At 72.4% G+C, this 24,165-nt stretch carries 20 protein-coding genes; 11 read left to right on the top strand and 9 right to left on the bottom strand.

Going from position 1 to position 24,165, the window contains the following annotated elements; all coding sequences use genetic code 11:
• Positions 1 to 9 precede the first annotated feature (9 nt).
• Positions 10 to 936 carry an aminoglycoside phosphotransferase family protein gene (locus tag ACRWK8_RS09250; RefSeq protein ID WP_431869592.1) on the top strand — a complete coding sequence of 309 codons (927 nt, stop codon included), beginning with the start codon at positions 10 to 12 and terminating at the stop codon, positions 934 to 936.
• A gap of 69 nt (positions 937 to 1,005) precedes the next feature.
• Here the strand turns inward: ACRWK8_RS09250 and ACRWK8_RS09245 are convergent, their stop codons facing one another.
• Positions 1,006 to 2,013, bottom strand: a complete 1,008-nt coding sequence (locus tag ACRWK8_RS09245) for an AraC family transcriptional regulator (RefSeq protein ID WP_431869590.1) — start codon at positions 2,011 to 2,013, stop codon at positions 1,006 to 1,008.
• An 81-nt stretch (positions 2,014 to 2,094) separates the two neighbouring features.
• Here ACRWK8_RS09245 and ACRWK8_RS09240 point away from each other — a divergent pair, with 81 nt between their 5' ends.
• Positions 2,095 to 2,958 carry an NAD(P)H-binding protein gene (locus ACRWK8_RS09240; protein ID WP_431869588.1) on the top strand — a complete coding sequence of 288 codons (864 nt, stop codon included), beginning with the start codon at positions 2,095 to 2,097 and terminating at the stop codon, positions 2,956 to 2,958.
• 459 nt (positions 2,959 to 3,417) lie between these two features.
• Here the strand turns inward: ACRWK8_RS09240 and ACRWK8_RS09235 are convergent, their stop codons facing one another.
• The 3 genes from ACRWK8_RS09235 to ACRWK8_RS09225 form a co-directional block, all read right to left on the bottom strand.
• Entirely contained in the window at positions 3,418 to 4,413 is a 996-nt protein-coding gene (locus ACRWK8_RS09235; protein ID WP_488186452.1) for an alpha/beta hydrolase, read from the bottom strand.
• Positions 4,413 to 4,793, bottom strand: coding sequence for a DUF2255 family protein (locus ACRWK8_RS09230; RefSeq protein WP_378736403.1), 381 nt, complete (start codon positions 4,791 to 4,793; stop codon positions 4,413 to 4,415). Before ACRWK8_RS09230 ends, ACRWK8_RS09235 begins: the two co-directional genes overlap by 1 nt.
• A gap of 76 nt (positions 4,794 to 4,869) precedes the next feature.
• A complete protein-coding gene (locus ACRWK8_RS09225) occupies positions 4,870 to 5,784 on the bottom strand; it encodes an alpha/beta hydrolase (protein WP_378736405.1) in 915 nt (304 codons plus the stop codon).
• 186 nt (positions 5,785 to 5,970) lie between these two features.
• On the opposite strand from ACRWK8_RS09225, the gene ACRWK8_RS09220 reads away from it, so the two are divergent.
• Complete coding sequence (locus ACRWK8_RS09220) at positions 5,971 to 6,852, top strand: helix-turn-helix domain-containing protein (protein WP_431869585.1); 882 nt, start codon at positions 5,971 to 5,973, stop codon at positions 6,850 to 6,852.
• A gap of 197 nt (positions 6,853 to 7,049) precedes the next feature.
• Here the strand turns inward: ACRWK8_RS09220 and ACRWK8_RS09215 are convergent, their stop codons facing one another.
• Together ACRWK8_RS09215 and ACRWK8_RS09210 are read right to left on the bottom strand one after the other, a co-directional pair.
• A complete protein-coding gene (locus ACRWK8_RS09215) occupies positions 7,050 to 7,754 on the bottom strand; it encodes a pentapeptide repeat-containing protein (protein ID WP_378736409.1) in 705 nt (234 codons plus the stop codon).
• 37 nt (positions 7,755 to 7,791) lie between these two features.
• The gene (locus tag ACRWK8_RS09210) at positions 7,792 to 9,375 is read right to left on the bottom strand and encodes a PucR family transcriptional regulator (RefSeq protein WP_378736411.1); all 1,584 of its coding nucleotides are present in this window, start codon (positions 9,373 to 9,375) and stop codon (positions 7,792 to 7,794) included.
• A 293-nt stretch (positions 9,376 to 9,668) separates the two neighbouring features.
• Between ACRWK8_RS09210 and ACRWK8_RS09205 the strand changes: the two genes are divergently transcribed.
• The 5 genes from ACRWK8_RS09205 (at position 9,669) to ACRWK8_RS09185 (ending at position 16,497) form a co-directional block, all read left to right on the top strand.
• Positions 9,669 to 10,538: an FAD binding domain-containing protein gene (locus tag ACRWK8_RS09205; protein ID WP_378736413.1), complete on the top strand. Its 870-nt coding sequence runs from the start codon at positions 9,669 to 9,671 to the stop codon at positions 10,536 to 10,538.
• Positions 10,529 to 11,047, top strand: a complete 519-nt coding sequence (locus ACRWK8_RS09200; protein ID WP_378736414.1) for a (2Fe-2S)-binding protein — start codon at positions 10,529 to 10,531, stop codon at positions 11,045 to 11,047. Before ACRWK8_RS09205 ends, ACRWK8_RS09200 begins: the two co-directional genes overlap by 10 nt.
• Positions 11,044 to 12,402, top strand: coding sequence for an 8-oxoguanine deaminase (locus ACRWK8_RS09195; protein WP_431869582.1), 1,359 nt, complete (start codon positions 11,044 to 11,046; stop codon positions 12,400 to 12,402). Before ACRWK8_RS09200 ends, ACRWK8_RS09195 begins: the two co-directional genes overlap by 4 nt.
• The gene (gene pucD / locus ACRWK8_RS09190) at positions 12,402 to 14,837 is read left to right on the top strand and encodes a xanthine dehydrogenase subunit D (RefSeq protein WP_431869580.1); all 2,436 of its coding nucleotides are present in this window, start codon (positions 12,402 to 12,404) and stop codon (positions 14,835 to 14,837) included. The genes ACRWK8_RS09195 and pucD overlap by 1 nt, the downstream gene beginning before the upstream one ends.
• A 217-nt stretch (positions 14,838 to 15,054) precedes the next feature.
• Positions 15,055 to 16,497, top strand: a complete 1,443-nt coding sequence (locus ACRWK8_RS09185; protein ID WP_378736421.1) for an NCS2 family permease — start codon at positions 15,055 to 15,057, stop codon at positions 16,495 to 16,497.
• A 91-nt stretch (positions 16,498 to 16,588) separates the two neighbouring features.
• Here the strand turns inward: ACRWK8_RS09185 and dctA are convergent, their stop codons facing one another.
• Positions 16,589 to 18,007 (bottom strand): C4-dicarboxylate transporter DctA, encoded by a 1,419-nt coding sequence (gene dctA / locus ACRWK8_RS09180; RefSeq protein ID WP_378736423.1) that lies wholly within the window; start codon positions 18,005 to 18,007, stop codon positions 16,589 to 16,591.
• A 218-nt stretch (positions 18,008 to 18,225) separates the two neighbouring features.
• Here dctA and ACRWK8_RS09175 point away from each other — a divergent pair, with 218 nt between their 5' ends.
• Both ACRWK8_RS09175 and ACRWK8_RS09170 read left to right on the top strand, forming a co-directional pair.
• Positions 18,226 to 20,835, top strand: coding sequence for a molybdopterin-dependent oxidoreductase (locus tag ACRWK8_RS09175; RefSeq protein ID WP_431869578.1), 2,610 nt, complete (start codon positions 18,226 to 18,228; stop codon positions 20,833 to 20,835).
• The gene (locus ACRWK8_RS09170) at positions 20,832 to 21,848 is read left to right on the top strand and encodes an FAD binding domain-containing protein (protein WP_431869576.1); all 1,017 of its coding nucleotides are present in this window, start codon (positions 20,832 to 20,834) and stop codon (positions 21,846 to 21,848) included. The genes ACRWK8_RS09175 and ACRWK8_RS09170 overlap by 4 nt, the downstream gene beginning before the upstream one ends.
• 75 nt (positions 21,849 to 21,923) lie before the next feature.
• Here ACRWK8_RS09170 and ACRWK8_RS09165 read toward each other — a convergent pair whose 3' ends face one another.
• Entirely contained in the window at positions 21,924 to 22,271 is a 348-nt protein-coding gene (locus ACRWK8_RS09165) for a MerR family transcriptional regulator (protein WP_378736429.1), read from the bottom strand.
• 56 nt (positions 22,272 to 22,327) lie between these two features.
• On the opposite strand from ACRWK8_RS09165, the gene ACRWK8_RS09160 reads away from it, so the two are divergent.
• Positions 22,328 to 23,071, top strand: coding sequence for an SDR family oxidoreductase (locus ACRWK8_RS09160; protein ID WP_431869574.1), 744 nt, complete (start codon positions 22,328 to 22,330; stop codon positions 23,069 to 23,071).
• A gap of 113 nt (positions 23,072 to 23,184) precedes the next feature.
• Here the strand turns inward: ACRWK8_RS09160 and ACRWK8_RS09155 are convergent, their stop codons facing one another.
• Positions 23,185 to 24,165 carry a D-alanine--D-alanine ligase family protein gene (locus tag ACRWK8_RS09155; RefSeq protein ID WP_378736433.1) on the bottom strand — a complete coding sequence of 327 codons (981 nt, stop codon included), beginning with the start codon at positions 24,163 to 24,165 and terminating at the stop codon, positions 23,185 to 23,187.

Below are 24,165 nucleotides of genomic sequence, written 5' to 3'. Positions count from 1 at the left end.
ACTGGAGCCATGACCGCACCCACTCCCCCGATCCCCGTACCGCCCGCGTTCACCGAACACCTGACCAGGCTCCTCGGCCCCGCATGGCCCCGATCCCTGCCCGGCCTGGCCGCCCGCCAGTGCGACCGCTGGGAACTACGCCCCACCGGAACCCCCCTGCACGGATTCGTGGCACTCGTGGTGCCGGTGCGCCGCCCGGACGGCACCCCCGCCGTACTCAAGGTGCAGCCCGTGGACGAGGAGACCAAGGGCGAACCCCTCGCCCTGCGCACCTGGGACGGCGACGGCGCCGTACTCCTGCTGGAACACGACCCCGACACCGGGGCGATGCTGCTGGAGAGACTCGACCCCACCCGGCGACTGGACACCGTCCCCCTCGACGAGGCGTTGGAGGTGATCGGCTCACTCCTGGCCCGGTGGGGCACCCACCCCGGACCGCCCGGAATGCGCGACCTCGGAAGCATGGCCCTCGACATGGCCGCGAACGCGACGGCACTGCTCGCCGCGGAACGGGTGCCCGACCGGACCCGAGAGCACCTGCACCGGTGGGCGGGCCTGGCCCGCGAACTGGCGGCCGAACCCGGCGACCGGCTGCTCCACTGGGACCTGCACTACGAGAACGTGCTGGCACCAGCACCCGGAACGGACCGGGGACCGTGGCTGGCGATCGACCCCAAGCCGCTGGTGGGCGCCCAGGGCTTCGAACTCCTCCCCGCGCTGCGCAACCGGTGGGAGGAGGCCCAGGCCACCGGAGACCCGCTCCGGGAGGTCCGGCGCCGCTTCGACCTGCTCACCGAGACGGCGGGACTGGACCGGGACCGCGCCCGCGCCTGGACCCTGGTGCGGGTCCTGGAGAACACCCTCTGGGAGATCGGGGACAGAGAGGTCCCGGCCGCCGGGGCCACCGGCGCCGTCGCGCTGGCCCTGGAGACCTGACCGTGCCGGGGCCCACGCGAGGACACGTCGACCGCCCCGGCCGCCCCTCGTCGGTTCCTCAGTGTCTCCTCAGCTGGCCGGGCCGGGGGCGACGCCCACCAGGTCCTCCTCACCCCTCGGGGCGGTGCGTCGCTCGGGCACGCCCGCACCACCCCGGCGGTGCTCGGTGGGTGTGGTGCCGCGCAGCCGCTTGAAGGCGGCGCTCAGGGCGAAGGCGTTGGAGTAGCCGACCCTGCGCGCGATCGCGTCCACGGTGGTGTCGGACTCCCGCAGCAGGTCGGCGGCCCGGCCCACCCGCCAGTCGGCCAGGTAGGTCATGGGCGGGGCTCCCACCAGCGCGCGGAAGTCGCGGGCCAGGGTGGCGCGGGAGACCCCGCAGCGTTCGGCCAGCAGGGCCACGGTCCAGGGGTCGGCTGGACGGTTGTGCATCAGGCGGAGCGCCTGACCGACCACCGGGTCGTCCAGCGCGGTGTACCAGGCGGGCGGTCGGGCCCCGGGACGGTCGAACCAGGCGCGCAGCACGGTGATCAGGGCCAGGTCCAGGAGACGGTCCAGGACCAGTTGCTGCCCCGGGGAGGGGCAGTCGATCTCGGCGGTGATCAGGTCGCGGAGCCAGTCCTGGCACTCGTCGCCCGGGACGACCAGGACCGGCGGCAGAGCCGAGACCAGGCGCTGGCTGAGGTCTCCGGAGACCTCGTAGTAGCCGCTGAGCAGGAGGTCCGGGGAGTCCGTGGACTCCCCGTAGGTGCGCAGACCCTGGCTGGCCTCCTCGGTCAGCACGTCGCCGTCCGGACCCAGGCACGTGTACCGGTCCAGGACCGTGCAGGTGACGGGGGCGTCGGCGGGATGGGCCACGGTGTGCGGTCCGGGGGCGCGCAGGATGGCGGTGTCCCCGGCCCCCAGGGCGAGCGGTTCACCGTGCTCGGGGACGATCCAGGCCGACCCACGCACCATGGTGACCAGGGTCAGCGGTGAGTCGTGGGCGAACCGCACCGCCCACGGCGGGTTCATGACCGACCTGCTGAAGAGCGCCCCTCGGGCGCGGACCCCGTCCAGGAGGTCCGAAAGTGCGTCCATGCCGACAAGCGTAGACGATGGGATATCTGATTGAGCTTCTGGACCATGGATCGTCTCAGCCTGGTGGGGTTGACTCGGGGCATGACAGAGAACACGAACACCACGACGACACGACCGGTCCTGGTGACCGGCGCCACGGGAATGACCGGCAGGCGCGTCCTGTCCCAGCTACGGGAGAGGGGTGTGGAGACGCGGGCCGCCTCCCGGTCCTCCGCGTGGGCCTTCGACTGGAGCGACCCGACCACCTGGGACCGGGTGCTTCGGAGCGCGGGCGCGGTCTACCTGGTACAGAACGACCTGGACCCCCGCACCCCGGAGTTCGTGCAACGGGCGGTGGCTCTCGGGGTGGACCGGATCGTCCAACTGTCGGCCAGGGGCGTGGACGGACCCGCCTACTTCGAGGGTGGAGGAGAGCCCCCCGCGCACCTGCTGGGAGAGCGGGCGGTGAAGGCCAGCGGGCTGGAGTGGACGATCCTGCGACCGGGGTGGTTCTCCCAGAACTTCGGCGAGGGACTGCTGGTGGACGGGGTGCGGGCGGGCGTACTGCGGCTCCCCACGGCCGACGGGGCGACCACGTGGATCGACGCCGAGGACATCGCCGCGGTCGCGGCGGCGGCCCTGACGGAACCGGGTCACCAGGGGCGCACCTACGAGTTGGGCGGCCCCCGGGCACTGACCATGGCGGAGGCCGCCGCCGAGATCTCCCGAGCCCTGGGCCGCACCCTCCGTTACGAGCCGATCTCGGAGGAGGAGTACGCGAAGGGCCTCGTGGCGGAGGGCTGGTCCGAGGCGGCCGCCGGAGAGATGGTCGTGGCGCTCTCGGCCATCCGGCGCGACCTGGAGGCCAAGGTGTCCACCGGCGTCCAGGAGGCGCTGGGACGGGAACCCCGCGACTTCTCCGACTACGTCGCCAGGACCTTCCACGCGGGGTGGGGACGGTCGTGACCGCGCCGGTGCTCGACGCGAGCGGATGACCGGTTCCCGGGTGGCGCGGCGCCTGCGGGAGGAGGGCGAGCACCTTTACGTCGTAGATTCATACGGCCGTGCCCCGTACGGCCCCCGCCGTACGGGGCTTCCGCACCACTCCCACTCGGGGTGGCTCTCCCGAGCAGGGACTTCCCGCCCCGCGTGTGCACCCCCTCCGCAGTACAGTGTGGGCCCTGCCCCACCGGGTGCACCGATCCGCCGACCACGGCCCGGGGCACCGCCACACCCAGTGCACGGTCTTCCCGACCCGCCGGGAGCCGGGCCCCGGCGGGTCGGCGCGTGCGGGTGTGCGAGTCCACCGAGGACGCGATGCACCGGTCCCACCCGAAGCTGCGCCTCGACCTGGCCGACAGCGCGTACCTGTACTGCTGCCACTGTGCCCACCCGGCTCACTACGTCGGCCTGCGGGTGGATTCGTCAGGTGTCCCGCGAGAGGTACTTCTCGAAGAACGGGACGGCGCTCTCCAAGGCCTGGCGTACCGGCTCTGGCTGGTCGTACAACTCGTAGTGCGTGACCCCCGGCAACACCAGGAGTTCCTTGTCCGCCGAGGCGGCGCGCCCGTGGATCTCCAGGCCGTCCCGGTAGGCGCCGAACCCACCGGGCCTGTCGCCGGTGACGACCAGCAACGGCTGGGTCATGAAGGTCTCCGCGTTGAGAAAGGCGTCCCATCCGATGGCCGCGGCCCGGTGGGAGAACAGCGCGCTCGTGGCCCCTCCCCTGGTCCGCCCCCGAGGAGTCTTGTAGTAGTCGGTCGCCTCCAGCACGTCGCGGTCGGTGACGCCGCTCCGCTCGGCCTCCTCGACGGAGTTCGGAAGGAGGTCGTCCGTGCGTGTGGCTCCACCGCGGGCTTCGAGCGTCCGCTGCTCCGCCATGGCCTCCAGAGCGTCGAGTGGCCGGTACCCGGCGAACCCCTCGCGGCTGAGTCTGCCGAAGTTCACCCCGGTGATGCTGACCACCGCCTTGATGCGCTTCTCGGTCATGGCGGCGTTGATCGAGTAGGCGCCACCACCGCAGACGCCGAGCACGCCGATGCGCTCGGCGTCCACGTAGTGCAGCGTCACCAGGTGGTCGATGACACGGCGGACGTCCTCCACTCGCTGGGTCGGGTCCTCGATGTACCGAGGTGTCCCTCCGCTCTTGCCCTGGAAGCTGGCGTCGAAGGCGATGACCACGAAACCGGCGTCGGCCAGGGCCCTGCCGTAGACGTTGCCCGCGGTCTGCTCCTTGCAGCTGCCGATCGGGTGCACGGCGATCACGGCGGGGTACTTCCCCGTGCTGTCGAAGTCGTCCGGCAGCAGGAGATCGGCGGCGATGTCCCAGAACATGTCCGCGTTGCGGACCGTGGTGGATTCGGTACGCATGGTGGTGAATCCCTCCTCTGTTCGGGCGGTGGTCGGGTCGGTCGACCGGATCAGTCCTCGGGGACGACCTGGAGGGTGTTGCGCCGCACCGGCTCGGTCGACATCGTCACCGAGTACTCGCTGTCGGCGTACTTCTCCAGGAACGAGGCGTCCACGGCCCGGTTGGTCTCCTCGTCGGCGGGATCGACGGCTACGAGGCGCACGGCCTTCTCCACGCCGCCCGCCGACATACGCCCGCGGCCCGTCTCCAGCGCGGGGCCGTACCACTTGCCCCGTGTGCCGTTGTAGGAGCGGATGTAGATCCGATCGCCCACCGGCACGGACCAGATGTCCACGGTCTTGGGAGTCGTGCCGTCGGGCAGGGTCGCACCGATGGTGAAGTAGGTCTGGGCGTTGATGCGGTTCAGCTCGTCCTGGGTCCAGGCGCTCATGGTTCTCTCCTCCTTGTGGAGATCAGGGTGATGTTCGGGCCGTCCCGTACGATCGACGCGGCGGGGCCCGGATCGGTCAGAGCTTGTCGGCGAAGAACGGACCGAGTTTGCCCAACGCCTCGGCGACCTCCTTCTCACCGTCGTAGAGCTCCATGTGGTTCGCGCCCTCCACGACGTGGAACGACTTGTCCTCGCTGGCGGCCCGAGCGAACAGGTCGTCGCTCATCCACTTCGAACCGGCCCGGGAGCCGGCGATCACGAACAGCGGCTGGGTGAGGAACGCCTCGGCCTTGTGGAAGGCGTCGTAGGTGATGATCTGCGAAAGGCTGCGCGCGGTCATGAAGCCCGGAGCGTTCGGGTGCTCACAGCGGGGCGTGTGGTAGTACTCCCACGCCTGGCGCAGCTCCTCGTTCGGGGCGTCCTCCTCACGCATCGGAGCAAGCGGGAACGGGTTGTCCTTGCCCTGGGCGTCCGTGGTGCGGGCGTCGGCGCCCGTCCCGAGCACGGGCGCGGCGTCGGCGTCCTTGACGGATCCGTCCCAGCCGTTGCGGAACATCTGGCCGATGTTGACCAGGCTCACCGTGCCGACCGCCTTGATCCGCGGGTCGTTGATCGCGGCGTTCGCGCTGTATCCGGCACCGGCGCAGATACCCATCGCGCCGATCCGCGCGTTGTCGACGTAGTCCAGCGTGGTCAAGTGGTCCACCACCGCGCTGACGTCCTCGGTGCGGATGTGCGGGTTCTCCAGCTGACGGGGCTCTCCCGTGCTCTCGCCCTGGAAGGACGCGTCGTAGGCGACCGTGACGAAGCCCTGCTCGGCGAGCTTGGCCGCGTACAGGCCCGAGGCCTGTTCCTTCACACCGCCGCCCGGGTGGGACACGATGACCGCCGGGTGGGTCCTTGACGCATCGAAGTCCTCCGGGAAGTTGATGACCGCCGCCAGCGCGGTGCCGTAGCCGTTCCTCGTCTCGATGGTCGTGCTCTCGCTCATGATGGCCCTCCGGTTCCGTGCGGGCTCGAGTCCGGCGAGCCCGTCTGTGTCCGACGCCTCCATCGTGGATCGGATCCGGTGAGCGTGGAAGGTTCCAGTGGAACCCCCTCCGTGCAGGTCACGGCATGCTTCGGGGGTTCTGGCCGAACCTGGTTTCGGGCACGGAAGCCGTCTAGCGTGGAGGGCATGACTGCGAAGGACGAGAGGGTGCGGGACTTCCTGGCCACCCGCCGCGCGAAGATCACCCCCGACATGGCGGGTCTTCCCAGGGGTGGTGGCGCCCGCCGTGTCCCGGGGTTGCGCCGGGAGGAGGTCGCGATACTCTCCGGTGTTTCGGTCGACTACTACACCCGGATCGAGAAGGGTGACCTGACGGGTGTCTCCGACGACATCCTCGACACCCTCGCCCGGGCTCTGCAGATGACCGAGGACGAGACGGCGTACCTGTACGACCTCGCCCGCACGGCGCGGCGGCCCGTGCGCGCCCGCAGCCGGTCCAGGCCCGCGACGTCCGTGCCGCGGCAGGTCAGGCTGCTCATGGACTCCATGGGTGCGTTGCCGGTGATCGCGTTGGGCGGTCGTCTGGACGTTCTGGCCTCGAACGCCCTGGGGCGGGCCCTGTTCGACGTCGTCTACGACAGCCCCACGCGGAGGTCGGCGGCGTCCCCGCCCAACCTCGCGGCCTTCGTCTTCCTCGACCCGGCCGCCGACGAGTTCTACGCCGATCTCGACGAGGCGGCCGCCACCAGCGTGCGCATGCTCCGTGCCCACGCCGGAGCGATGCCGCACGACGGACAGCTGGTCCAGCTGATCGGAGAGCTGTCGACCCGGAGCGCGGACTTCCGTGTCCGTTGGGCCGCCCACGACGTCGGCGTTCACCGTACGGGGGCGAAGACCCTCCGCCACCACGAGGTGGGGGAGCTCGACCTGGGGTTCGAGCAGCTCACGCTCGACTCGGCGCCGTCGGTCACCCTGTCCGCCTACGTCGCCGAGCCCGCCTCGCCCACTGCCGAACGCCTGCAGATCCTGGCCGCCTGGGCGGCGACCGGAGCGGCGGCACAACGCTGAGCACGGGGACCGCACGCTTCTCCGGGAGGTGCCGAGCGGTGGTGTCTCGGCTCTGGTGTGTGGGGGTGCCCTGGGACGGCCCCCGCGATGCCCCCGAACAGGTACGGCGCTCCCCCGCGACCCGCTCACCCGCCCCGACGACCGCGTGGCCTCCCTCGCCCGCCCGTCCTGTCACCGGGTGTTCGGGAGAACCACCCCTATTCGGCGACGGTGATGCCCAGCGATCCCAGGATCATCCCGGCCTGCGTGGGGCTGATGGTGGCGCCCCGCAGGTAACCGGCCTGCTGGAGCTCCAGCTCCCCCAGGTCCACCCCGCGCAGGTCCGCCCCGCCGAACTTGGCGTTGACCAGGTTGGCGCCGCGCAGCCGCGACTCCACCCAGACCGTCTCCCGCAGGTCGGCCGAGGCCAGGTCCGCCTCGTCCAGGCGCAGCCCCTCCAGGGTCCGGCCGCGCAGGACCAGCCCCTTGCACCGGGCCAGCATCAGGTTGCACTGGGAGAACGAGTAGCCGATCCCCCGCAGCCCGTTGAGCCCGGCGCCGGTCATCCTGCACCCGGTGAAGACGGTGTCGGTGAGCAGAGCGCCCTGCCAGCGGGTATTGGCCAGATCCGTGCGTTCGAACCGGGTGTCCGTGCACTCGGCGTGCCCGAACGAAGCGCCCGGCGCCCCTCCCCCGGTGAGGACCGCCCCGTCCAGGACCGCGCGGTCCAGGCGGGCGCCGTCCAGGCGGCAGTCGACGAACCGCGCGTCCACCAGGTGGGCGTCGCGCAGGTCCGCCCCGCTCAGGTCACAGCGGGTCAGGACGCGCGGCGCGCCCGGGTCCTGGGACAGGGCCTCACGCAGGTCGTGCTCGGACAGGTCGGCGTCGGTGGTCTCGGGCTTGGCGAGAAGGTCAATGCTCACGCTCCGGACCCTAAACCCCACCACCGACGGTCGGGGATCAGTCGCGCAGTTTGAGCGCCAGGAACAGGTCGACCCGGTGCTCCAGGCTGCTCAGGTCACGGCCGGTGAGCTCCTCGACCCGGCCGATCCGGTAGCGCAGGGTGTTGACGTGCACGTGCATGGCGGCCGCGCAGCGCTGCCAGGAACCCGAGTGGGACAGGAACTGCTCCAGGGTGTCCACCAGCTCGGAGCGGTGGTCGCGGTCGTACTCCAGGAGCGGCCCCAGCAGGCGCTCGCGGTAGGAGGTCTGCACCTCCTCGGGCACCGAGGCCAGCAGGAGTTCGTGCGAGTCGATCTCGGCCCCCGCGATCACCCGGGAGCGGCCGCCCCGCAGCTCCGCGAGGCGACGGGCGTGCCGGGCCTCCACGGCGGCGCCGCGCAGCTCGGCCACGCCCCGCGAGGCCGAGCTGAGCCCCACCGCCAGCCGGTAGTCCAGCAGCCCGCCGTCCAGGACGCGGGCGCGGTGGACCAGTTCGGCGCGGATGGCCTCGGCCCTGGACCGGGCCTGGTCCTCGGGACCGTCCACGGGGATCACGGCGAGGGCGTCGTTGTCGCCGGTGACGACGGCCCCCGGATGGTCGGCCACGAGTTCCGCGACCACCCGGCGCGCCAGGTCCGGCACCCGCGGCTCAGGGAGCATCATGGCACTGACCACGACGTTCACCCGGTCGTCGGGCTCGGGGGCCCGCTCGTCGCCGGTACCGCGCGTCAGCGCGGTGACCTCGTCGAAGCGCTGGGCCGCGAGGAGCCGGGGCAGCCCCTCCAGATGGCGCGCGGTGGTCAGCGACCGTTCCTCGTCGCGACTCCGCGCCAGGACGCTGACGGAGACGAGTTCGGCCACCGCCTCGTGCTCCTCCTCGGTCCAGGACTCGTGGTCGCCGGTACACACGAGCAGCCAGTTGGAGAGCGGGTGCGACTCCTTGGTCCGGATGGGGACGACCGTCAGGGCGCGCCCCTGCCCTCCGGCGGAGCCCCGGGTGGTGTACGGGAAGGCCGACCAGGTCAGAGCCCGGGCCGCGAGGTCCTCGCGTTCCTCGGATGTCAGCGGTTCACCGGAGGAGGCGACGTGGCGGCCGCTGGCGGAGACCACCCAGGCGGTGATCCCGGCCTGTCGGGCGGCGGACGCGAAGGCGTCGGGGAAGTCCGCGCCCGAGGCGACCTCGGCCATCAGGCGGCGCTGGCGGTCCCGGGTCTCCGCGATCGTCGTGAACCGGCGCTGGGTGAGGGAGCGCAGCACCTCCTCGGTGACCACGCCGAAGGAGGTCTCCGGGGGGATCTCGACGAGGGGGATGTCATGGGCCGTGCAGGCGGCGACCAGGTCGTCGGGGACCTCGCCCAGGGCGGTGCCCGCCCCCACGGCCAGGGCCCCGGCACCCACCACGGAGGACACGAAGGTCTCGGAGTCCTCGGGCCGGGTCCGCCACATCATCCCGGTGAGGACGAACTCACCGCCACGCAGGTATCGGGCGGGTTCGAGCAGGTCAGTGGTGTAGGCCCACCGGATGTCGCGGTGGGCGTGCTCGGCGCCCGCCAGGAACCGCAGGTGCAGTCGCTTGACGGCGAGCAGCTCACTGATCTGCATGGACTTCCCTCTGTCGGTCGGGTGGGGCGGCGTCCCCGGGTGGGGGCTTCGTATCAGGACAGTGTGCCCCCGAACCGGGGCGTTCGACGACATCCCCGGCGGTTCCGGGGCGTGGTTCCGGCACCGCTTGTAGGAAACGCCCAACGGCGACCGTTCGTTCCGCGGACTCTTCATGTCATCGACGCCTGGTCGGGCGGCGGAACGGAGTGCTCTACTTCACACCATCGCCCACTAACGAGGGGTCGCGGAAGAATCGACGCGACCGGACCGCACTGCGCAGGACGAGGACGAGCATGGAATTCCTGAGGCCATCCACGCTGGTGGAGGCCCTAGAGGCCAGGAGCGCCCACCCCGACGGCGTCCCCATCATGGGCGGCACCGACGTGATGGTGGAGCTGAACTTCGACAAGCACCGCCCCTCGGCGCTGATCGACCTGACCCGGGTCCCCGAGCTGACCGAGTGGGGGGTGGACGGCGACCGCACGCGTCTGGGCGCCGGTGTCCCCTACACCCGGATCATCGAGCACCTGTCGGGCCGGGCGCCCGCGCTGGCCAAGGCCTCGCGGTCGGTGGCCTCCCCCCAGATCCGCAACCGGGGCACGGTCGGCGGCAACCTGGGCGGGGCCTCCCCCGCCGGGGAGGCGCACCCGCCTCTGCTGGCCACCGACGCCGAGATCGAGCTCGCCTCGGTGCGGGGCACGCGCCGGGTCCGGGCCCGCGACTTCTACCTGTCGTTCCGCACGACCGCACTGCGTCCGGACGAGCTGATCACCGCGGTCCTGCTGCCCGAGGCCGCCGGACCGCAGCAGTTCGCCAAGATCGGCACCCGCAACGCCATGGTGATCGCGGTGACCTCCTTCAGCCTGGCGCTGGACTCCGAGCGGCGGGCCGTGGGCACGGGGATCGGCTCGGCCGGACCGACGCCGCTGCGCTCGGAGGCGGCCGAGGAGTTCCTGGAGGGTGAGTTCGACTGGGAGGACGGCCGTCCCCTCTCGGAGGCCGTGGTGCGCCGCTTCGGTGAGCTCGTGGCCTCCGCCTCCCGTCCCATCGACGACCAGCGGGGCACCGCCGAGTACCGCAGGCACGCCCTCTCCGTCATGGCGCGCCGCGCGCTGAGCTGGTCCGTCACCGACTACCGGAAGGGGTCCGCGCGATGCGCGTGAATCTGAACGTCAACGGTGAGGACGTCACCGCCGACAACGTGTGGCCGGGCGAGAGCCTGCTGTACGTGCTGCGTGAGCGCCTGGGTCTGCCGGGCAGCAAGAACGCCTGCGAACAGGGCGAGTGTGGCTCGTGCACCGTCTACTTCGACGGTGTGACCGCGTGTTCGTGCATGATCGCCGCCGGGCAGGCCGAGGGGCGCGAGGTGCGCACCGTCGAGGGTCTGGCCGAGGGGACGGGCAAGGGCGGCGACCGGACCCTGGGCGTGGTCCAGGAGGCGTTCGTGGAGGCGGGCGCCGTCCAGTGCGGTTTCTGCACGCCGGGTCTGCTGGTGCAGACCGACGACCTGCTGGAGCGCACGGTGGGCGCGGGCCTGGGCGCTCCCGGGGACGCCGAGATCCGCGAGGCGCTGGCGGGCAACCTGTGCCGCTGCACCGGGTACGAGAAGATCATCGACGCCGTGCACCTCGCGGCCGGGCGTCGTGCCGAGGAAGCGGGGAGCGGCTCATGAGCCGGACCGTGGTCATCGAGGGCGCCCACGTCGTCACCGTGGACGGCGCCGAGTACGCCGACGGGCACGTGGTGTCCCGGGACGGTGTGATCACCGCCGTGGGCGCGGGGCCCGCCCCGCGTGCGGAGAGCGGGGTCGAGCGGATCGACGGGCGGGGCTGTGTGGCCACGCCGGGTCTGGTCAACACCCACAACCACCTCTATCAGTGGGCCACCCAGGGCCTGTTCGCGGACGGCACGCTCTTCGAGTGGCTGGTGGGGTCCTACGAGATCTGGCACCGCCTGGACGCCGACGTGGTCTCGGGAACCACCTCGGCCGGGCTGGCCCACCTGGCGCTCTCGGGGTGCACCACCGCCTCCGACCACCACTACATCTACCCGTCGGGGCGCGGGGACATCGTCACCGCCGAGGTCGAGGCCGCCCGCGAGGTGGGGATCCGCCTGGACCTGGCGCGCGGTTCGATGGACCGGGGGCACAGCCAGGGCGGTCTGCCGCCGGACAGCGTGGTGGAGACCCTGGAGGGCGCGCTGACCGGCACGGCCGCGGCGATCGACGCCCACCACGACCCCTCCGCCGCGTCCATGACCCGGGTCGCGGTGGCGCCGTGCTCGCCGTTCTCGGTCTCCCGCGAGCTGATGACCGGTGCCGCCGAGCTGGCCCGGGACCGGGGTGTGCGCCTGCACACCCACCTCGCGGAGACCCTCGACGAGGAGGAGCAGTGCCGGGCCGAGTTCGGGTGCACCCCGGTGGAGTACGCCGAGAAGCTCGGCTGGCTGGGTGAGGACGTCTGGTTCGCGCACGCCGTGCACCTGTCGGACGCGGCGATCGGCCGGATCGCGGCCACCGGTACCGGTGTCGCGCACTGCCCGACGTCCAACGCCCGCCTCGGCGCGGGCATCTGCCGGGTGCCGGAGCTGCTGGAGGCCGGGGCGAAGGTGGGTCTGGGCGTGGACGGTCCGGCGTCCAGCGAGCTGACGGGCCTGGCCGGTGAGATGCACCAGGCCCTGTTGATGGCACGGGCCCGGAAGGGTCCGCAGGCGCTGACCGCGCGTCAGTCCCTGGAGCTGGCCACCCTGGGCGGCGCCCGGGTGCTGGGCCGCGACGCGGAACTGGGCTCGCTGACGGTCGGCAAGCAGGCCGACGTCGCGCTGTGGCGGGTGGACGGGTTCGGCTTCGACGTGATCGCCGACCCGGTGGTGGCGCTGACCTTCGGTCCCGTCCCGCCCCTGGAGCGGCTCCTGGTCGGCGGGAACACCGTCGTCGACCGCGGCGAGCTGCGCACCCTGTCCGCCGAGACCGCCGCCGCGCGGGGTCGTGCGGCGCACCGATCCCTCATGCAGGAGGCGAACCGCTGATGACGGCGACGACCAAGACCGTGACCACGGACCTGTCCAGCACCACCAAGGACGGCCTGGGCGCCAGCCCGCGCCGCCCCGACGGCACGCTGAAGGTCACCGGGGAGTTCGCCTACTCCTCGGACCTGTGGATGGAGGGAATGCTGTGGGGCGCGACCCTGCGCAGCCCGCACCCGCACGCCCGCATCCTGGGCATCGACGTCACCGAGGCGCTGAAGCTTCCGGGCGTGGAGGCGGTGCTCACCCACGAGGACGTGCCCGGCGCCAAGCGCTACGGCCTGGAGTACCAGGACCAGCCGGTGCTCGCCTTCGACAAGGTGCGCTACAAGGGCGAGGCGGTGGCCGTGGTGGCCGCCGACCACCCCGAGACCGCCCGCCGCGCGATGGAACGCGTCCGGGTGGACTACGAGGTGCTGCCCCCGGTGAGCGACCCGTTGCGGGCCGCCCACGACCCCGACTACCCGCTCGTGCACGAGGAGGGCTCCCTCCCGGTCCACGAGGAGTACCGGCAGAGCGGCAACCGGGTGCGTCACCAGCCCATCCGCACCGGTGACTTCGTGGCGGCGGCGGAGTCGGAGGAGGAGCGGCGCCGGGTCCTGGAGCGCCTGCGCGCCGAGGCCGACGTGGTCGTGGAGACCGAGTACGAGGTCGGCATGCAGGACCAGGCCTTCCTCGGGCCGGAGTCGGGGATGGCGGTGCCCGCCGAGGACGGCGGCGTGGACCTGTACGTGGCCACGCAGTGGCTGCACGTGGACCAGAAGCAGATCGCCCCGGCCCTGGGCCTGCCCCAGGACAAGGTGCGGCTCACGCTGGCCGGGGTGGGCGGCGCGTTCGGCGCCCGCGAGGACCTGTCGATGCAGATCCACGCGGCAATGCTGGCGCTGCGCACCGGTCGGCCGGTGAAGTTCGTGTACAACCGCGAGGAGTCCTTCTACGGCCACGTGCACCGGCACCCGGCCCGGATGCGCTTCGAGCACGGCGCGAGGGCCGACGGCACTCTGGTGTTCGCCACCCTGGAGATCGTGGTGGACGGTGGCGCGTACGCGTCGGCCACCCCCGCGGTGGTGGGTGTGGCCTCCTCTTTGGGCATCGGCCCCTACGAGGTGCCGCACGTGATGGTGGACGCCTACGGCGTGTACACCACCAACCCGCCGTGTGGTGCCATGCGCGGCTTCGGCGCGGTGCAGGCCTGCTTCGGGTACGAGTCGCAGATGGACAAGCTCGCGGCGGAGCTGGGCATGCACCCGGTGGCGCTGCGGGTGCGGAACGCGATGGCGCAGGGGTCCCGGATCATCACGGGCCAGGAGATCGACATGCCGCTGCCCATGGCGGAGATGCTGGAGCGCGCCCGCGACCTGCCGATGCCGGTGGAGCGGGAGGCGCTGGAGGACCCCGCCGACCAGCGCACCCTGCCCGGCGGAGTCGCCGGGACCACGCGCGGCGAGGGTGTCGTGCGCGGTGTGGGGTACGGCGTGGGCCTGAAGAACCTCTGCTTCTCGGAGGGCTTCGACGACTACTCCACCGCACGGGTGCGCATGGAGATCGTGGGCGGTGAGCCGGTGGTGCTGGTGCACACGGCCGCCGCCGAGGTCGGCCAGGGGCTGGTGACGGTCAAGGGGCAGATCGCGCGGACCGAGCTGGGGGTGGAGAAGGTGGCGATCGCCCCCTCCGACACCCAGGTGGGTTCGGCCGGTTCCTCGTCGGCGTCCCGGCAGTCGTACATGACCGGCGGTGCGGTCAAGATGGCCTGCGAGGCGGTGCGCGCCTCCGTGTTCGCGCTGGCGCGGGAGCGGGGGATCATCCCGGCGGAGGTCGCCGACTCCGAGCTGTCGCTGTCCGGAGGCAAGGTCGTGGCGGAGAGCGCGGGGGCTTTGGTGTCCCTGGCCGATCTGCTGGGTGAGTCCGCGAGCGGCGGCACGGTCGTGGAGGAGACCCGCGAGCACCACCACCGGCCCACCGAGATGCTCGACCCGACCCTGGGGCAGGGGGCCTCGCACACCCAGTTCGGGATGTGCGTGCACCGTGCCGTGGTGGACGTGGACGTGGAGCTGGGCCTGGTGAAGGTGGTGGCCCTGGACGCGGTCCAGGACGTGGGCAGGGTGCTGCACCCGCAGCAGCTGGCCGGTCAGATCCAGGGCGGTTCCGCCCAGGGGCTGGGGCTGGCGCTGATGGAGGAGATCCAGGTCAAGGACAGCGAGATCCGCAACCCGTCCTTCACCGACTACCTGATCCCGACCATCCTGGACATGCCCCCGATGCGCATCGACGTGCTGGAGCACCCGGACCCGCACGCCCCGTACGGGCTGCGGGGCGCGGGTGAGCCGCCGACGCTGTCGTCGACCCCGGCGATCGTGGCCGCCGTGCGCGCCGCCACCGGGCGTCCGCTGACGCACGCGCCGGTGCGTCCGGAGGACATCGTGGGCATCGAGCTGTGACCCGTGGCCGCCGCCGGGTGCGGCGGCCACACCCGGAGGGGTGACGTCGCCCGTCGCCCCTCCCCTCAGTCGCCCGCCCCGGATCTCCGACGCCCTCGGCCCCGGGGCGGGTCGTCAGGACGGAAGCGCCCTGACTCACCCATGTTTGACTACTCCAAGTAGCAAACCCCCCACCCATGGTGATTACCACCGTGCTCATATCCCTCCAGGAGGGGACGTGACCGAATCCAACGACACCGGCTCGCGGCCAGGCCCGCGCTCCGGTACGGATCGATCCTGGCTCGACCGGTTCTTCTTCGTCTCCGAGCGGAACTCCACCTTCGGGCAGGAGGTCCGCGGCGGACTGACCACGTTCATGGCGATGGCGTACATCATCGTCCTGAACCCGATCATCCTCAGCGGTGTGGCCGACGTGAACGGGGACCACCTCTCCGCCGGACAGCTCACCACGATGACCGCCCTGGCCGCCGGGCTGGTCACCATCATGATGGGCGTCGTCGGCCGCGCCCCGATCGCCTGCGCGGCGGCCCTGGGCGTGATGGCGGTGGTCGCCTACCAGGCGGCCCCGGTGATGGCCTGGCCCGAGGTGATGGGCCTGGTCGTCTGGCAGGGTGTCGCCATCATCCTGATGGTCGTCACCGGCGTACGCACGGCGGTGATGAACGCCCTGCCGCACGACCTCAAGCTCGCCATCGGGGTCGGCATCGGCCTCTTCGTCTCCCTGATCGGCCTGACCAACGCGGGCTTCGTCAGCGCGAGCGACGGCGGCAGCCTGCTCCAGATCGGCGCCGCGGGCGGCGGCGGGCACCTCGACGGCTGGCCCATCGTGGTGTTCGTGGTCGGTCTCGTCCTGGCCAGCGTGCTGCTGGCCCGGCAGGTGCCCGGGGCGATCTTCTACGGGATCATCGGCGCGACCGTGCTCGCCGTCGTGCTGCACTCCGTGCTGCGGCTGGATCCCGGCTCCTGGGGCGGCGGCGTGCCCGCGCTGCCCTCCAGCCCGGTGTCCCCGCCCGACTTCGGCCTGCTGTTCCAGGTGGACATGTTCGGCGCGTGGACCACGGCCGGACCCACCACCGCGGGGGTCATCCTGTTCACGCTGGTCCTGGCCGGGTTCTTCGACGCCCTGGGCACGATTCTGGCGATCGGCACCAAGGCCAACATCGCGGACGCCGACGGGCAGATGCCCCGGGTCAACCAGATCCTGGTGACCGACGGCGCTGGTGCGGTGACCGGTGGCCTGACCAGCTCGTCGGCGACCCTGGTGTTCGTGGAGTCCACGGCGGGCGTGAGCGAGGGCGCCCGGACCGGGTTGGCCAGCGTGGTCACGGGGCTGCTGTTCCTGAGCGCGGTCTTCTTCGCCCCCGTGTTCGGCATGGTGCCCGCCGAGGCGGCGTCCGTGGCGATGGTGCTGGTCGGCGCCATGATGATGATGCACGTGGGGCAGATCGCGTGGACGGACATCGCGGTGGCCATCCCGGCGTTCCTGACCATCGCGATCATGCCGTTCGCCTACGACATCGCCAGCGGGATCGGCATCGGCATCATCGCGCACACCGTGATCAGGTCGGCGCAGGGACGGTTCCGTGAGGTCGGCTGGCTCATGTGGATCATGAGCGCGGTGTTCGCCTTCCACTTCGCGATGCACGCCCTGGGGCTCTGAGCGGGCGGGCCGTCCGCACACGGCCCACGCCACCCTCCCGGAACGGCCGGGCCGCCGTCGGTTGACGGCGGCCCGGCCGTTCCCGTCGCGGCTACCGGTCCTGGTGCGGCTCGGGAGCGGGGGCGGACACGGAGACGGACTCCGTCTCCTCCGAACCCCCCGGAGCCTCCGAACGGTCCGGAGCGTCCTCGGTCTCGGCGTCCTCCTCGCGGGCGGGCGGTTCCCTGCCGTCGAGGACCGCGCGCATGCGTTCCATGTCGAGCTGCCCCTCCCACCTGGCGATGACGAAGGTGGCGACGCAGTTGCCGAGCAGGTTGATGGACACCCGCATGGTGTCCATCAGGCGGTCCGCGCCCAGGAGCAGGGCCACGCCCGCGGCCGGGAAGGCGCCGAGCGCGGTGGCGGTGGCCGACAGGGCGAGGAAGGCCGATCCGGGGACACCGGCCATGCCCTTGGAGGTCAGCAGGAGGATGAGCACCATCATCAGCTGGTCCGCGATGCTCAGGTCCGCGCCGAAGGCCTGGGCGAGGAAGAGCGCGGCGATGGGCAGGTAGATCGCCGCGCCGTCGAGGTTGAAGGAGTACCCCGTGGGCACCACCAGGCCGGTGGTCGCCTTGGAACAGCCCGCGTTGGTGAGCTTCTGCATGATGCGCGGCATGACCGCCTCGGAGGAGGCGGCGCCGATGGCCAGGGCGAACTCCTCCTTGGTGTAGCGCAGGAACTTCCAGAGGTTGACCCCGGCCAGGACGCGGGCGATCACCGCGAGGGCCAGGAGGAAGACGGCGGCGGCGGAGTAGCAGGCGATGATGAGCATGCCGAAGCTGCTGAGCGAGGACAGGCCGTAGGCGCCGATGACGAAGGCCATGGCACCCAGGGCGCCCAGCGGCGCGACGCGCATGATCCAGCCGATGCAGGTGAAGATGACGTCGGTGAAGCGGTCGATGAGGTCGAGGATCGGTTTGCCCCGCTCCCCCATCTTGGACAGCGCCAGGGCGACGAAGACGGCGAAGAACAGGACCTGGAGCAGCGAGTTCTCGGCGAAGGCGCCCACGACGCTCTCGGGGATCACGTCCAGGAGGAACTGGGCGAAACCGGGGATCTCGCCGCCCTGGGTCACCTCCTCCAGCGCGCCGGTGTCGAGGTCGGCGGGGTTGACCTCGAAGCCCACGCCGGGCTTGAGGAGGTTGGCCACGACCATGCCGTAGAGCAGGGCGAAGGCGGTGACGACCTGGAAGTACACCAGCGCCTTGATCCCGATCCGGCCCACGGCGCCCAGGTCTCCGACCTTGGCGATGCCGGTGACGATGACGCAGAAGATCAGCGGGGCGATGAGCATCTTGATCAGTCGGATGAAGCCGTCGCCCAGGGGGCGCAGGCTCTCTCCGAACGAGGGCCACAGGTGTCCGATCAGCACGCCCACCACGACGGCGACGATCACCTGGAAGAACAGGGACCGGTAGAAGCGGGGGCGGGGCCGGTCGGGTGCTTCGGTTTCCGTGGCTGCTGCCATGCGGGCCCTCCACAGGGGGTTCTTGAATTCGGAATCCCTATTCCTCATGGCGGAATAGAGATTCCGACAGAGTAACGGGGGTCACATTGACCACGCAAGGCACATCAGCACAAACCGGCTGGTAACAACGGTGGCGCCGCCCAGGGTCTTTGACACCGGACTTTTCACCGCCTTAAGTTGTCAATGCCAACTTCCACCCCTTCCCCGGGAAGCCGCCCATGGACACCAGCGTCAACGGCGCATCCTCCCCCGCCCCCGACGACCCCGGCCTGAGCGCCGCCGACCACCTGCGCGACCGGCTCGGCCTGACCGGCACCAAGATCGCCTGCGGCTCCGGCGTGTGCGGGGCCTGCACGATCCTGGTGGACGGCGCACCCACCGCCTCCTGCCTGCTGCCCGCCGACCACCTCTCCGGACGATCGGTCACCACCGTGGAGGGCCTGGACGGCGTCCACCCCGTCCAGCGCGCCCTCGCCGCCCACGACGGGCTCCAGTGCGGCTACTGCACGCCGGGGTTCGCCGTGGAGGCCTCCGTGTTCGTGGACGCCTGGCGCGCCGAGCACGGGAACTCCCGCCCCGACCGCGCCGCCGTCGCGGACGCGCTCGCCGGACACCTGTGCCGGTGCGGTGCCTACGAGGGGATCTTCGCCGCCGTGGCCGCGGCCTGCGCCGGAGAGTTCGACACCGAACCCGACCAGGCCCCGCCGCGCTCCGACGCCCCCGACAAGGTCACCGGGCGCGCGCGGTTCAGCGCCGACCACGCCCCGCCGGGCACCTGGGAGGGCGTGATCGTGCGCTCGGCGGTGCCGCACGCGCGGGTGCGGAAGGTGAGCGCGGCCCCCGGCCCCGACGGGGCACCGACGCCCCTGGTGGACCTGCTCGGTGAGGACCGCGTGGTGCGCTACGTCGGGCAGCCGATCGCGGCGGTGGCCGCCCCCTCCCGGTCGCTCGCCCGGGAACGCGCGGCGACCGTGCGGGTGGACCTCGACCCCCTGCCCTCGGTGACCGACCCCCGTGCCGCGTCCGCCCCCGACGCCCCCGTGCTCTACCGCACCAGGGAGGAGCGCGAGGCGGCGCCCGCCTACGGCGAGGCACCGACTCCTCCGGCCCCCTGGAACGGGAACGTGCGCGGCCCGGGGGTGCTGAGCTGGCGCGGTTCCACCGCCGTGGCCCGGCTCCGCACCGCCGCGCGCCGTCGGGACCCGCTGCTCGTGGCCGAGGAGTACACCACCGCCACCCAGGTGCACAGCCCGCTGGAGCCGCACGTGAGCGTGGCCTCGTGGGTGGACGGCGACCTGTTCCTGCACGTGTCCACGCAGGCGGTCAGCAAGACCGCGGACCGGGCGGCCCGGTACTGGGGCCTGCCCCGGGAGCGTGTGCACCTGGTGGCCGAGTACGTCGGCGGCGGGTTCGGAGCCAAGAACTCGCTCTCCCCGGACGTGGTGGCCGCCGTGGAACTGGCCCGGCTGACCGGCCATCCGGTGCGGGTGTGCCTGGACCGCTCCGAGGAGCTGACCGACGCCGGACACCGGCCCGCCACCCGGACCCGGGTGGCCCTGCTCGCCGGAGAGGACGGTTCCCTGCGTGCGCTGAGCGTGGACTCGCACGGCGACGGCGGAGTGTCGGTGGGCTCCAACACCGCCGTCCTGGCCGCGCTGATGTACGGTCGTTCCCCCCGCCGGGTCCGCGACTACGACGTGGTGACCAACCGGCCGCCGGCGGCACCCATGCGGGGCCCCGGCGGGCCTCCGATGGCGTGGGCCCTGGAACAGGCCGTGGACACCATGGCACCGCGGCTGGGTGTGGACCCGCTGACCCTGCGGCGCCGCTGGGACGGCAACCCCAAGCGCGGGGCCCTGTACGAACGCGTCGCCGAGCTCCCCCTGTGGCGGGACCGACCGCGCGGGTCACGCACCGGGAGGTTCCGTCGCGGGGTGGGTCTGGCCGCCGCCGGGTGGCCGTACCTGCTGGCCCCCGACGCCCGGGTGGAGCTGGCGGTGGAGGGCGGCGCCCTGGTGGTGCGCTCGGCCACACAGGACATCGGTACCGGCATCCGCGCCGTGCTCGGAGGCGTGGTCGCGGACCGGCTCGGAGTGGACGCGGCGGGCCTGCGGGTGGAGATCGGTCGGAGCTCGTCGGTGCACGGCACCGGCTCCTTCGGCAGCCGTACGACGACCTCCATGGGTCCGGCCGCCGCCGACGCCGCCGACCGGTTGCGCGCGGCCCTGCGTGAGCGCTCCCCCGACGTACCCGCCACCGGCCCCGTCCCCGAGCACGTGTTCAAGGAGGCGTTGGCCGCCGCCGAGGGCGTGAGCGTGATCGGAGAGCGCCGCCGGGACCGCTGGGGTCAGCTGACCCCGAACATGGGCGACCTGGCGGTCGGGCGCGGCATGAGCGGCGCTGTGCACGTGATGGAGGTGGAGGTGGACACCCGGTTCGGGCGCGTGCGCCCCACCCGCTGCTGGGCGGGGATCGCCGCCGGTCGCGTCTACGACGAGCGGCTGGCGCGCAACCAGTGTGAGGGGGCGGTGGTCCAGGGCGTGGGCTACGCACTCCACGAGGAACGGCGCGACGACCTCGGCACGGGGGTGGTGCTCTCCGACGACCTGGAGGACTACCGCATTCCCGGGATGGGCGACGTGCCCGAGACCGAGGTGTACTTCCACGAGGAGGGGTTCGAGCACGTGGCGGGTGGCGGAGTCGGCCTGGGCGAGGTCTCGGTGGTGGGGGTGGCGGCGGCCCTGGGCAACGCCGTGTACGACGCCACCGGCTGGCGCCCGCACGACCTGCCGCTGCGCCCGGACCGACTGATCGGAGGACTGCGTTGACCACCCAGCGAGGAACCGTCCCGACCGTCACCCGCTCCACGAGCGTGGCCGGAGCAGCCAGGGAGCTCGTCGAGGGCGCGCTTCCCCGCGCCGGAGGCACTGGCCTCGTCACCTGTGTGGAGGCCGGGGTGATCGCCCCCGGCCCCCTGGTGGACCTGGTCGACGTGCCCGAGCTGCGCGGTCCCCGGTGGGACGGCGACGGAGCGGTGCGGATCGGCGCCATGACCAGCGTCGCGGAGCTGGGCGCCGACCCGCTCCTGGCCGAGGCCTACCCGGGGCTGGCGGCCGCCGCGCGGGCGCTGGCCACCCCGCAGATCCGGGGGACGGCGACGGTGGGCGGCAACCTGCTCCAGCGCAACCGCTGCCCCTACCTCCGCAACCCGGCCTTCGAGTGCTTCCAGACCGGCGGGGACTCGTGCCCGGCCCGCGACGGCGACCACCTGCGCGCCGTGGTGGTGGACCTCGGCCCGTGCGTGGCCCCGCACCCGTCGTCGCTGGCGGTGGCACTGCTGGCGTACGACGCGTCCGTGGTCGTGGTGGAGCGGGGGTCGGGGGCGGAGGTCGAGCGGGACCTGGCCGAGCTGTACGACGGCACCGATCCGACCCGGGACCACGTGCTCGCCCCCGGCGACCTCCTGGTCGCGGTGGCCCTGCCAGCCCCGGTGTCAGGCGGGCGCGCGGCCCACCTGCGCGTGGCGGGACGCTCGCGGGCGGAGTGGCCGCTGGTCGAGGCGGTGGTCCGGCTGGAGTGCGCCGAGGAGGGGCGGGGTCCCGTGACCCGCGCCTCGGTGGCGGTGGGCGGGGTGGCCCGCACCCCGCTGCGGCTGCCAGGGGTGGAGCGCGCCCTGGTCGGTTCGGTACCCGGCCGGGCCCCGGGTGAGGAGGTGGACCGGGCCTTGGAGGCGATCGTGGAGCTCTGTTCCCCGTTGCCCGCCACCGGCTACAAGGTCGACCTGCTCCAGGCGACCGTGCGGGACGTCGTCGAGCGCGCCCTGGACGCACCGGCCGGGTGACACGGGCGCGGAGCGCGTGACCGCGTGTGTGGGTCCGGGTGGACGCCGTGGCGTGGTGCCCACCCGGGCTCCGGGTCAGTCGGAGTGGTCCCCGGCTGCGAGGATCAGGTCGTCCATGCGCGCGAGGGCGGTGTCCAGCGCGCCGATCCGTTCGACGATGCGGCCGCGTTCGCGCACGAGCATGGCCCGCTGCTCGGCGTTGGTGGCCCCGGTCTCGACGCACGGAAGGAGCTCGGCGATCCGGCGGCTGGACAGACCCGCCGCGTAGAACTGCTGGAACAGGCGGACCCGGTCGACGGCCCCCTCGTCGAAATCGCGCTGGCCGCCCGGACCGCGCTCGGAGCTGAGAATGCCCTGCTCCTCGTAGTAGCGGAGCGCCCGCACGCTCACACCGGAACGCCGGGCCACCTCACCGATGCGCACGGATTCCTCCTCGGCACTTGAACCTCACGTTGACGTCAGGTCCTAGTGTCCCCGACATGGACACTTCGTCAACCCACACCCAGCACTTCGCCGTCGAGGGTTCCGTCGCCCTCGTCACCGGGGCCAACCGCGGTCTCGGCCGGCTCTTCGCCCAGCAGCTCCTGGAACGCGGTGCGGAGCGCGTGTACGCCGCCGCCCGACGACCCGGGGAGATCGATCTCCCCGGAGTCGTCCCCCTGGAGCTCGACATCACGGACGACGCGTCGGTGGCGAGGGCCCGCGCCAGGGCCGGGGACGTCACCCTGCTGGTCAACAACGCGGGTATCAGCAACTGGACCGACCTGGTGACGAGCGAGCTCGCCGCGCTCCGGCAGGAGATGGACACCAACTTCTGGGGCACGCTCGCCATGGTCCGCGCCTTCGCCCCGGTGCTCGCCGCGAACGGTGGCGGGGCGATCCTGAACGTGCTCTCGGCGCAGTCCTGGTTCGCCTACCCCGGGACCAACGGCTACCACGCGGCCAAGGCCGCGCAGTGGGCCCTGACCAACGGCGTCCGGTTGGAGCTCGCGGACCAGGGCACCCTGGTGACGGGGCTGCACCTCGGCGCGGTCGACACCGGTTTCAGTGCCGCCTACGACGGCCCCAAGGGTGATCCCGCCGACTCCGTCCGCGTCGCGCTGGACGGCCTGACGCAGGGTGCCGCCGAGGTGCTCGCCGACGCGTGGAGCGCCCACGTGAAGCGGTCCCTGGCCGACGACCCGACGCGCCTGGCCGCGGAGATCAGCGGTGGAGCCGTGTGAGCCCCACCCGCGCTCCGGACACCGGGTCCCACCACGCGGAGCGACCCGACACACACCGGGGGCCCGCCGTGACGGCGGGCCCCCGGCCGCTGTTGGGTCCGTACCGGTCCGTGTCAGCCGCGCAGGAGCGCCTGGTGGGCGAGCTCGCGGCACACCACCGCGAAGTCCAGTCCGGCGGCGGCAGCCGCCATCGGGAACGTCGAGGTCTCGGTCAGGCCGGGGGCGACGTTGGTCTCCAGGAAGATGGCCTCGCCGTCGGCGTCGACGATGAGGTCGGTCCGGGAGAAGTCGCGCAGCCCCAGGGTGCGGTGAGCGGTCAGGGCCACCTCCGTGGCGGCGGCGACCACGTCCTCGTCCAGTCGGGCCGGGCAGAAGAACTCGGTGCGCCCGGCGGTGTAGCGCGCGGCGTAGTCGTAGACCCCGCCGTCGGGGACGATCTCCACCGGGGGCAGCGCCACGGGGCCGTCGCCGGTGTCGAGGACGCCGATGGCCAGCTCGGTGCCCTGGACCTGCTCCTCCACGAGCGCGGAGTCGCTGTAGGCGAAGCACGACACCAGTGCGGTCGACAGGTCGGTGACCGAGGTGACGGGGGTGGCGCCGAACGCCGAGCCGCCGCGGTCGGGCTTGACGAACAGCGGCAGGCCCAGGCGGTCGGCCAGACGGCGGAGCAGGGCCGGGGCGCCCAGGTCGTGGAAGGCCGACTTGGGCAGGGTGGCGCCGCGCGGCACCCGCACGCCCTTCTCGGCGAGCAGGGCCTTGGCGGCGGGCTTGGTGTAGGCCAGGCGGCAGGCGTCGGGCCGGGCGCCCACGTAGGGCACGCCGACCAGTTCCAGGACCTCGCGGATCGCGCCGTCCTCACCCGCCGCCCCGTGCAGGACGGGGAAGACCACCTGGGGCGGATCGGCGGCGAGCCGGTCCAGCAGCCCGGCGTCGACGTCGGCGACCTGGACCTCGACGTCGAGTCGGCGCAGCGCCTCCGCGACGCTGCGGCCGGAGTGGACGCTCACCTCGTGTTCGGGGGACAGCCCTCCGGCGAGGACGAGGACCCGGTCAAGGTCGGCCACGGCGCGGACCTCCTTCTGTGCTGCGGTCAT

Source organism: Nocardiopsis eucommiae (genome assembly GCF_965344335.1).
Lineage (GTDB): Bacteria > Actinomycetota > Actinomycetes > Streptosporangiales > Streptosporangiaceae > Nocardiopsis > Nocardiopsis eucommiae.
The sequence above is the reverse complement of the archived record's forward strand: the minus strand, read 5'-3'. Positions and strand labels throughout refer to the sequence as shown.

Coding starts and splice junctions, on each gene's coding strand:
- ACRWK8_RS09225 (WP_378736405.1), bottom strand. CDS start 5,784: ATGAGCGAGAGCACGACCATCGAGACGAGGAACGGCTACGGCACCGCG.
- ACRWK8_RS09250 (WP_431869592.1), top strand. CDS start 10: ATGACCGCACCCACTCCCCCGATCCCCGTACCGCCCGCGTTCACCGAA.
- ACRWK8_RS09230 (WP_378736403.1), bottom strand. CDS start 4,793: ATGAGCGCCTGGACCCAGGACGAGCTGAACCGCATCAACGCCCAGACC.
- ACRWK8_RS09160 (WP_431869574.1), top strand. CDS start 22,328: ATGGACACTTCGTCAACCCACACCCAGCACTTCGCCGTCGAGGGTTCC.
- ACRWK8_RS09220 (WP_431869585.1), top strand. CDS start 5,971: ATGACTGCGAAGGACGAGAGGGTGCGGGACTTCCTGGCCACCCGCCGC.
- ACRWK8_RS09175 (WP_431869578.1), top strand. CDS start 18,226: ATGGACACCAGCGTCAACGGCGCATCCTCCCCCGCCCCCGACGACCCC.
- ACRWK8_RS09155 (WP_378736433.1), bottom strand. CDS start 24,165: ATGACCGCAGCACAGAAGGAGGTCCGCGCCGTGGCCGACCTTGACCGG.
- ACRWK8_RS09205 (WP_378736413.1), top strand. CDS start 9,669: ATGGAATTCCTGAGGCCATCCACGCTGGTGGAGGCCCTAGAGGCCAGG.
- ACRWK8_RS09195 (WP_431869582.1), top strand. CDS start 11,044: ATGAGCCGGACCGTGGTCATCGAGGGCGCCCACGTCGTCACCGTGGAC.
- ACRWK8_RS09240 (WP_431869588.1), top strand. CDS start 2,095: ATGACAGAGAACACGAACACCACGACGACACGACCGGTCCTGGTGACC.
- ACRWK8_RS09245 (WP_431869590.1), bottom strand. CDS start 2,013: ATGGACGCACTTTCGGACCTCCTGGACGGGGTCCGCGCCCGAGGGGCG.
- pucD (WP_431869580.1), top strand. CDS start 12,402: ATGACGGCGACGACCAAGACCGTGACCACGGACCTGTCCAGCACCACC.
- ACRWK8_RS09210 (WP_378736411.1), bottom strand. CDS start 9,375: ATGCAGATCAGTGAGCTGCTCGCCGTCAAGCGACTGCACCTGCGGTTC.
- dctA (WP_378736423.1), bottom strand. CDS start 18,007: ATGGCAGCAGCCACGGAAACCGAAGCACCCGACCGGCCCCGCCCCCGC.
- ACRWK8_RS09200 (WP_378736414.1), top strand. CDS start 10,529: ATGCGCGTGAATCTGAACGTCAACGGTGAGGACGTCACCGCCGACAAC.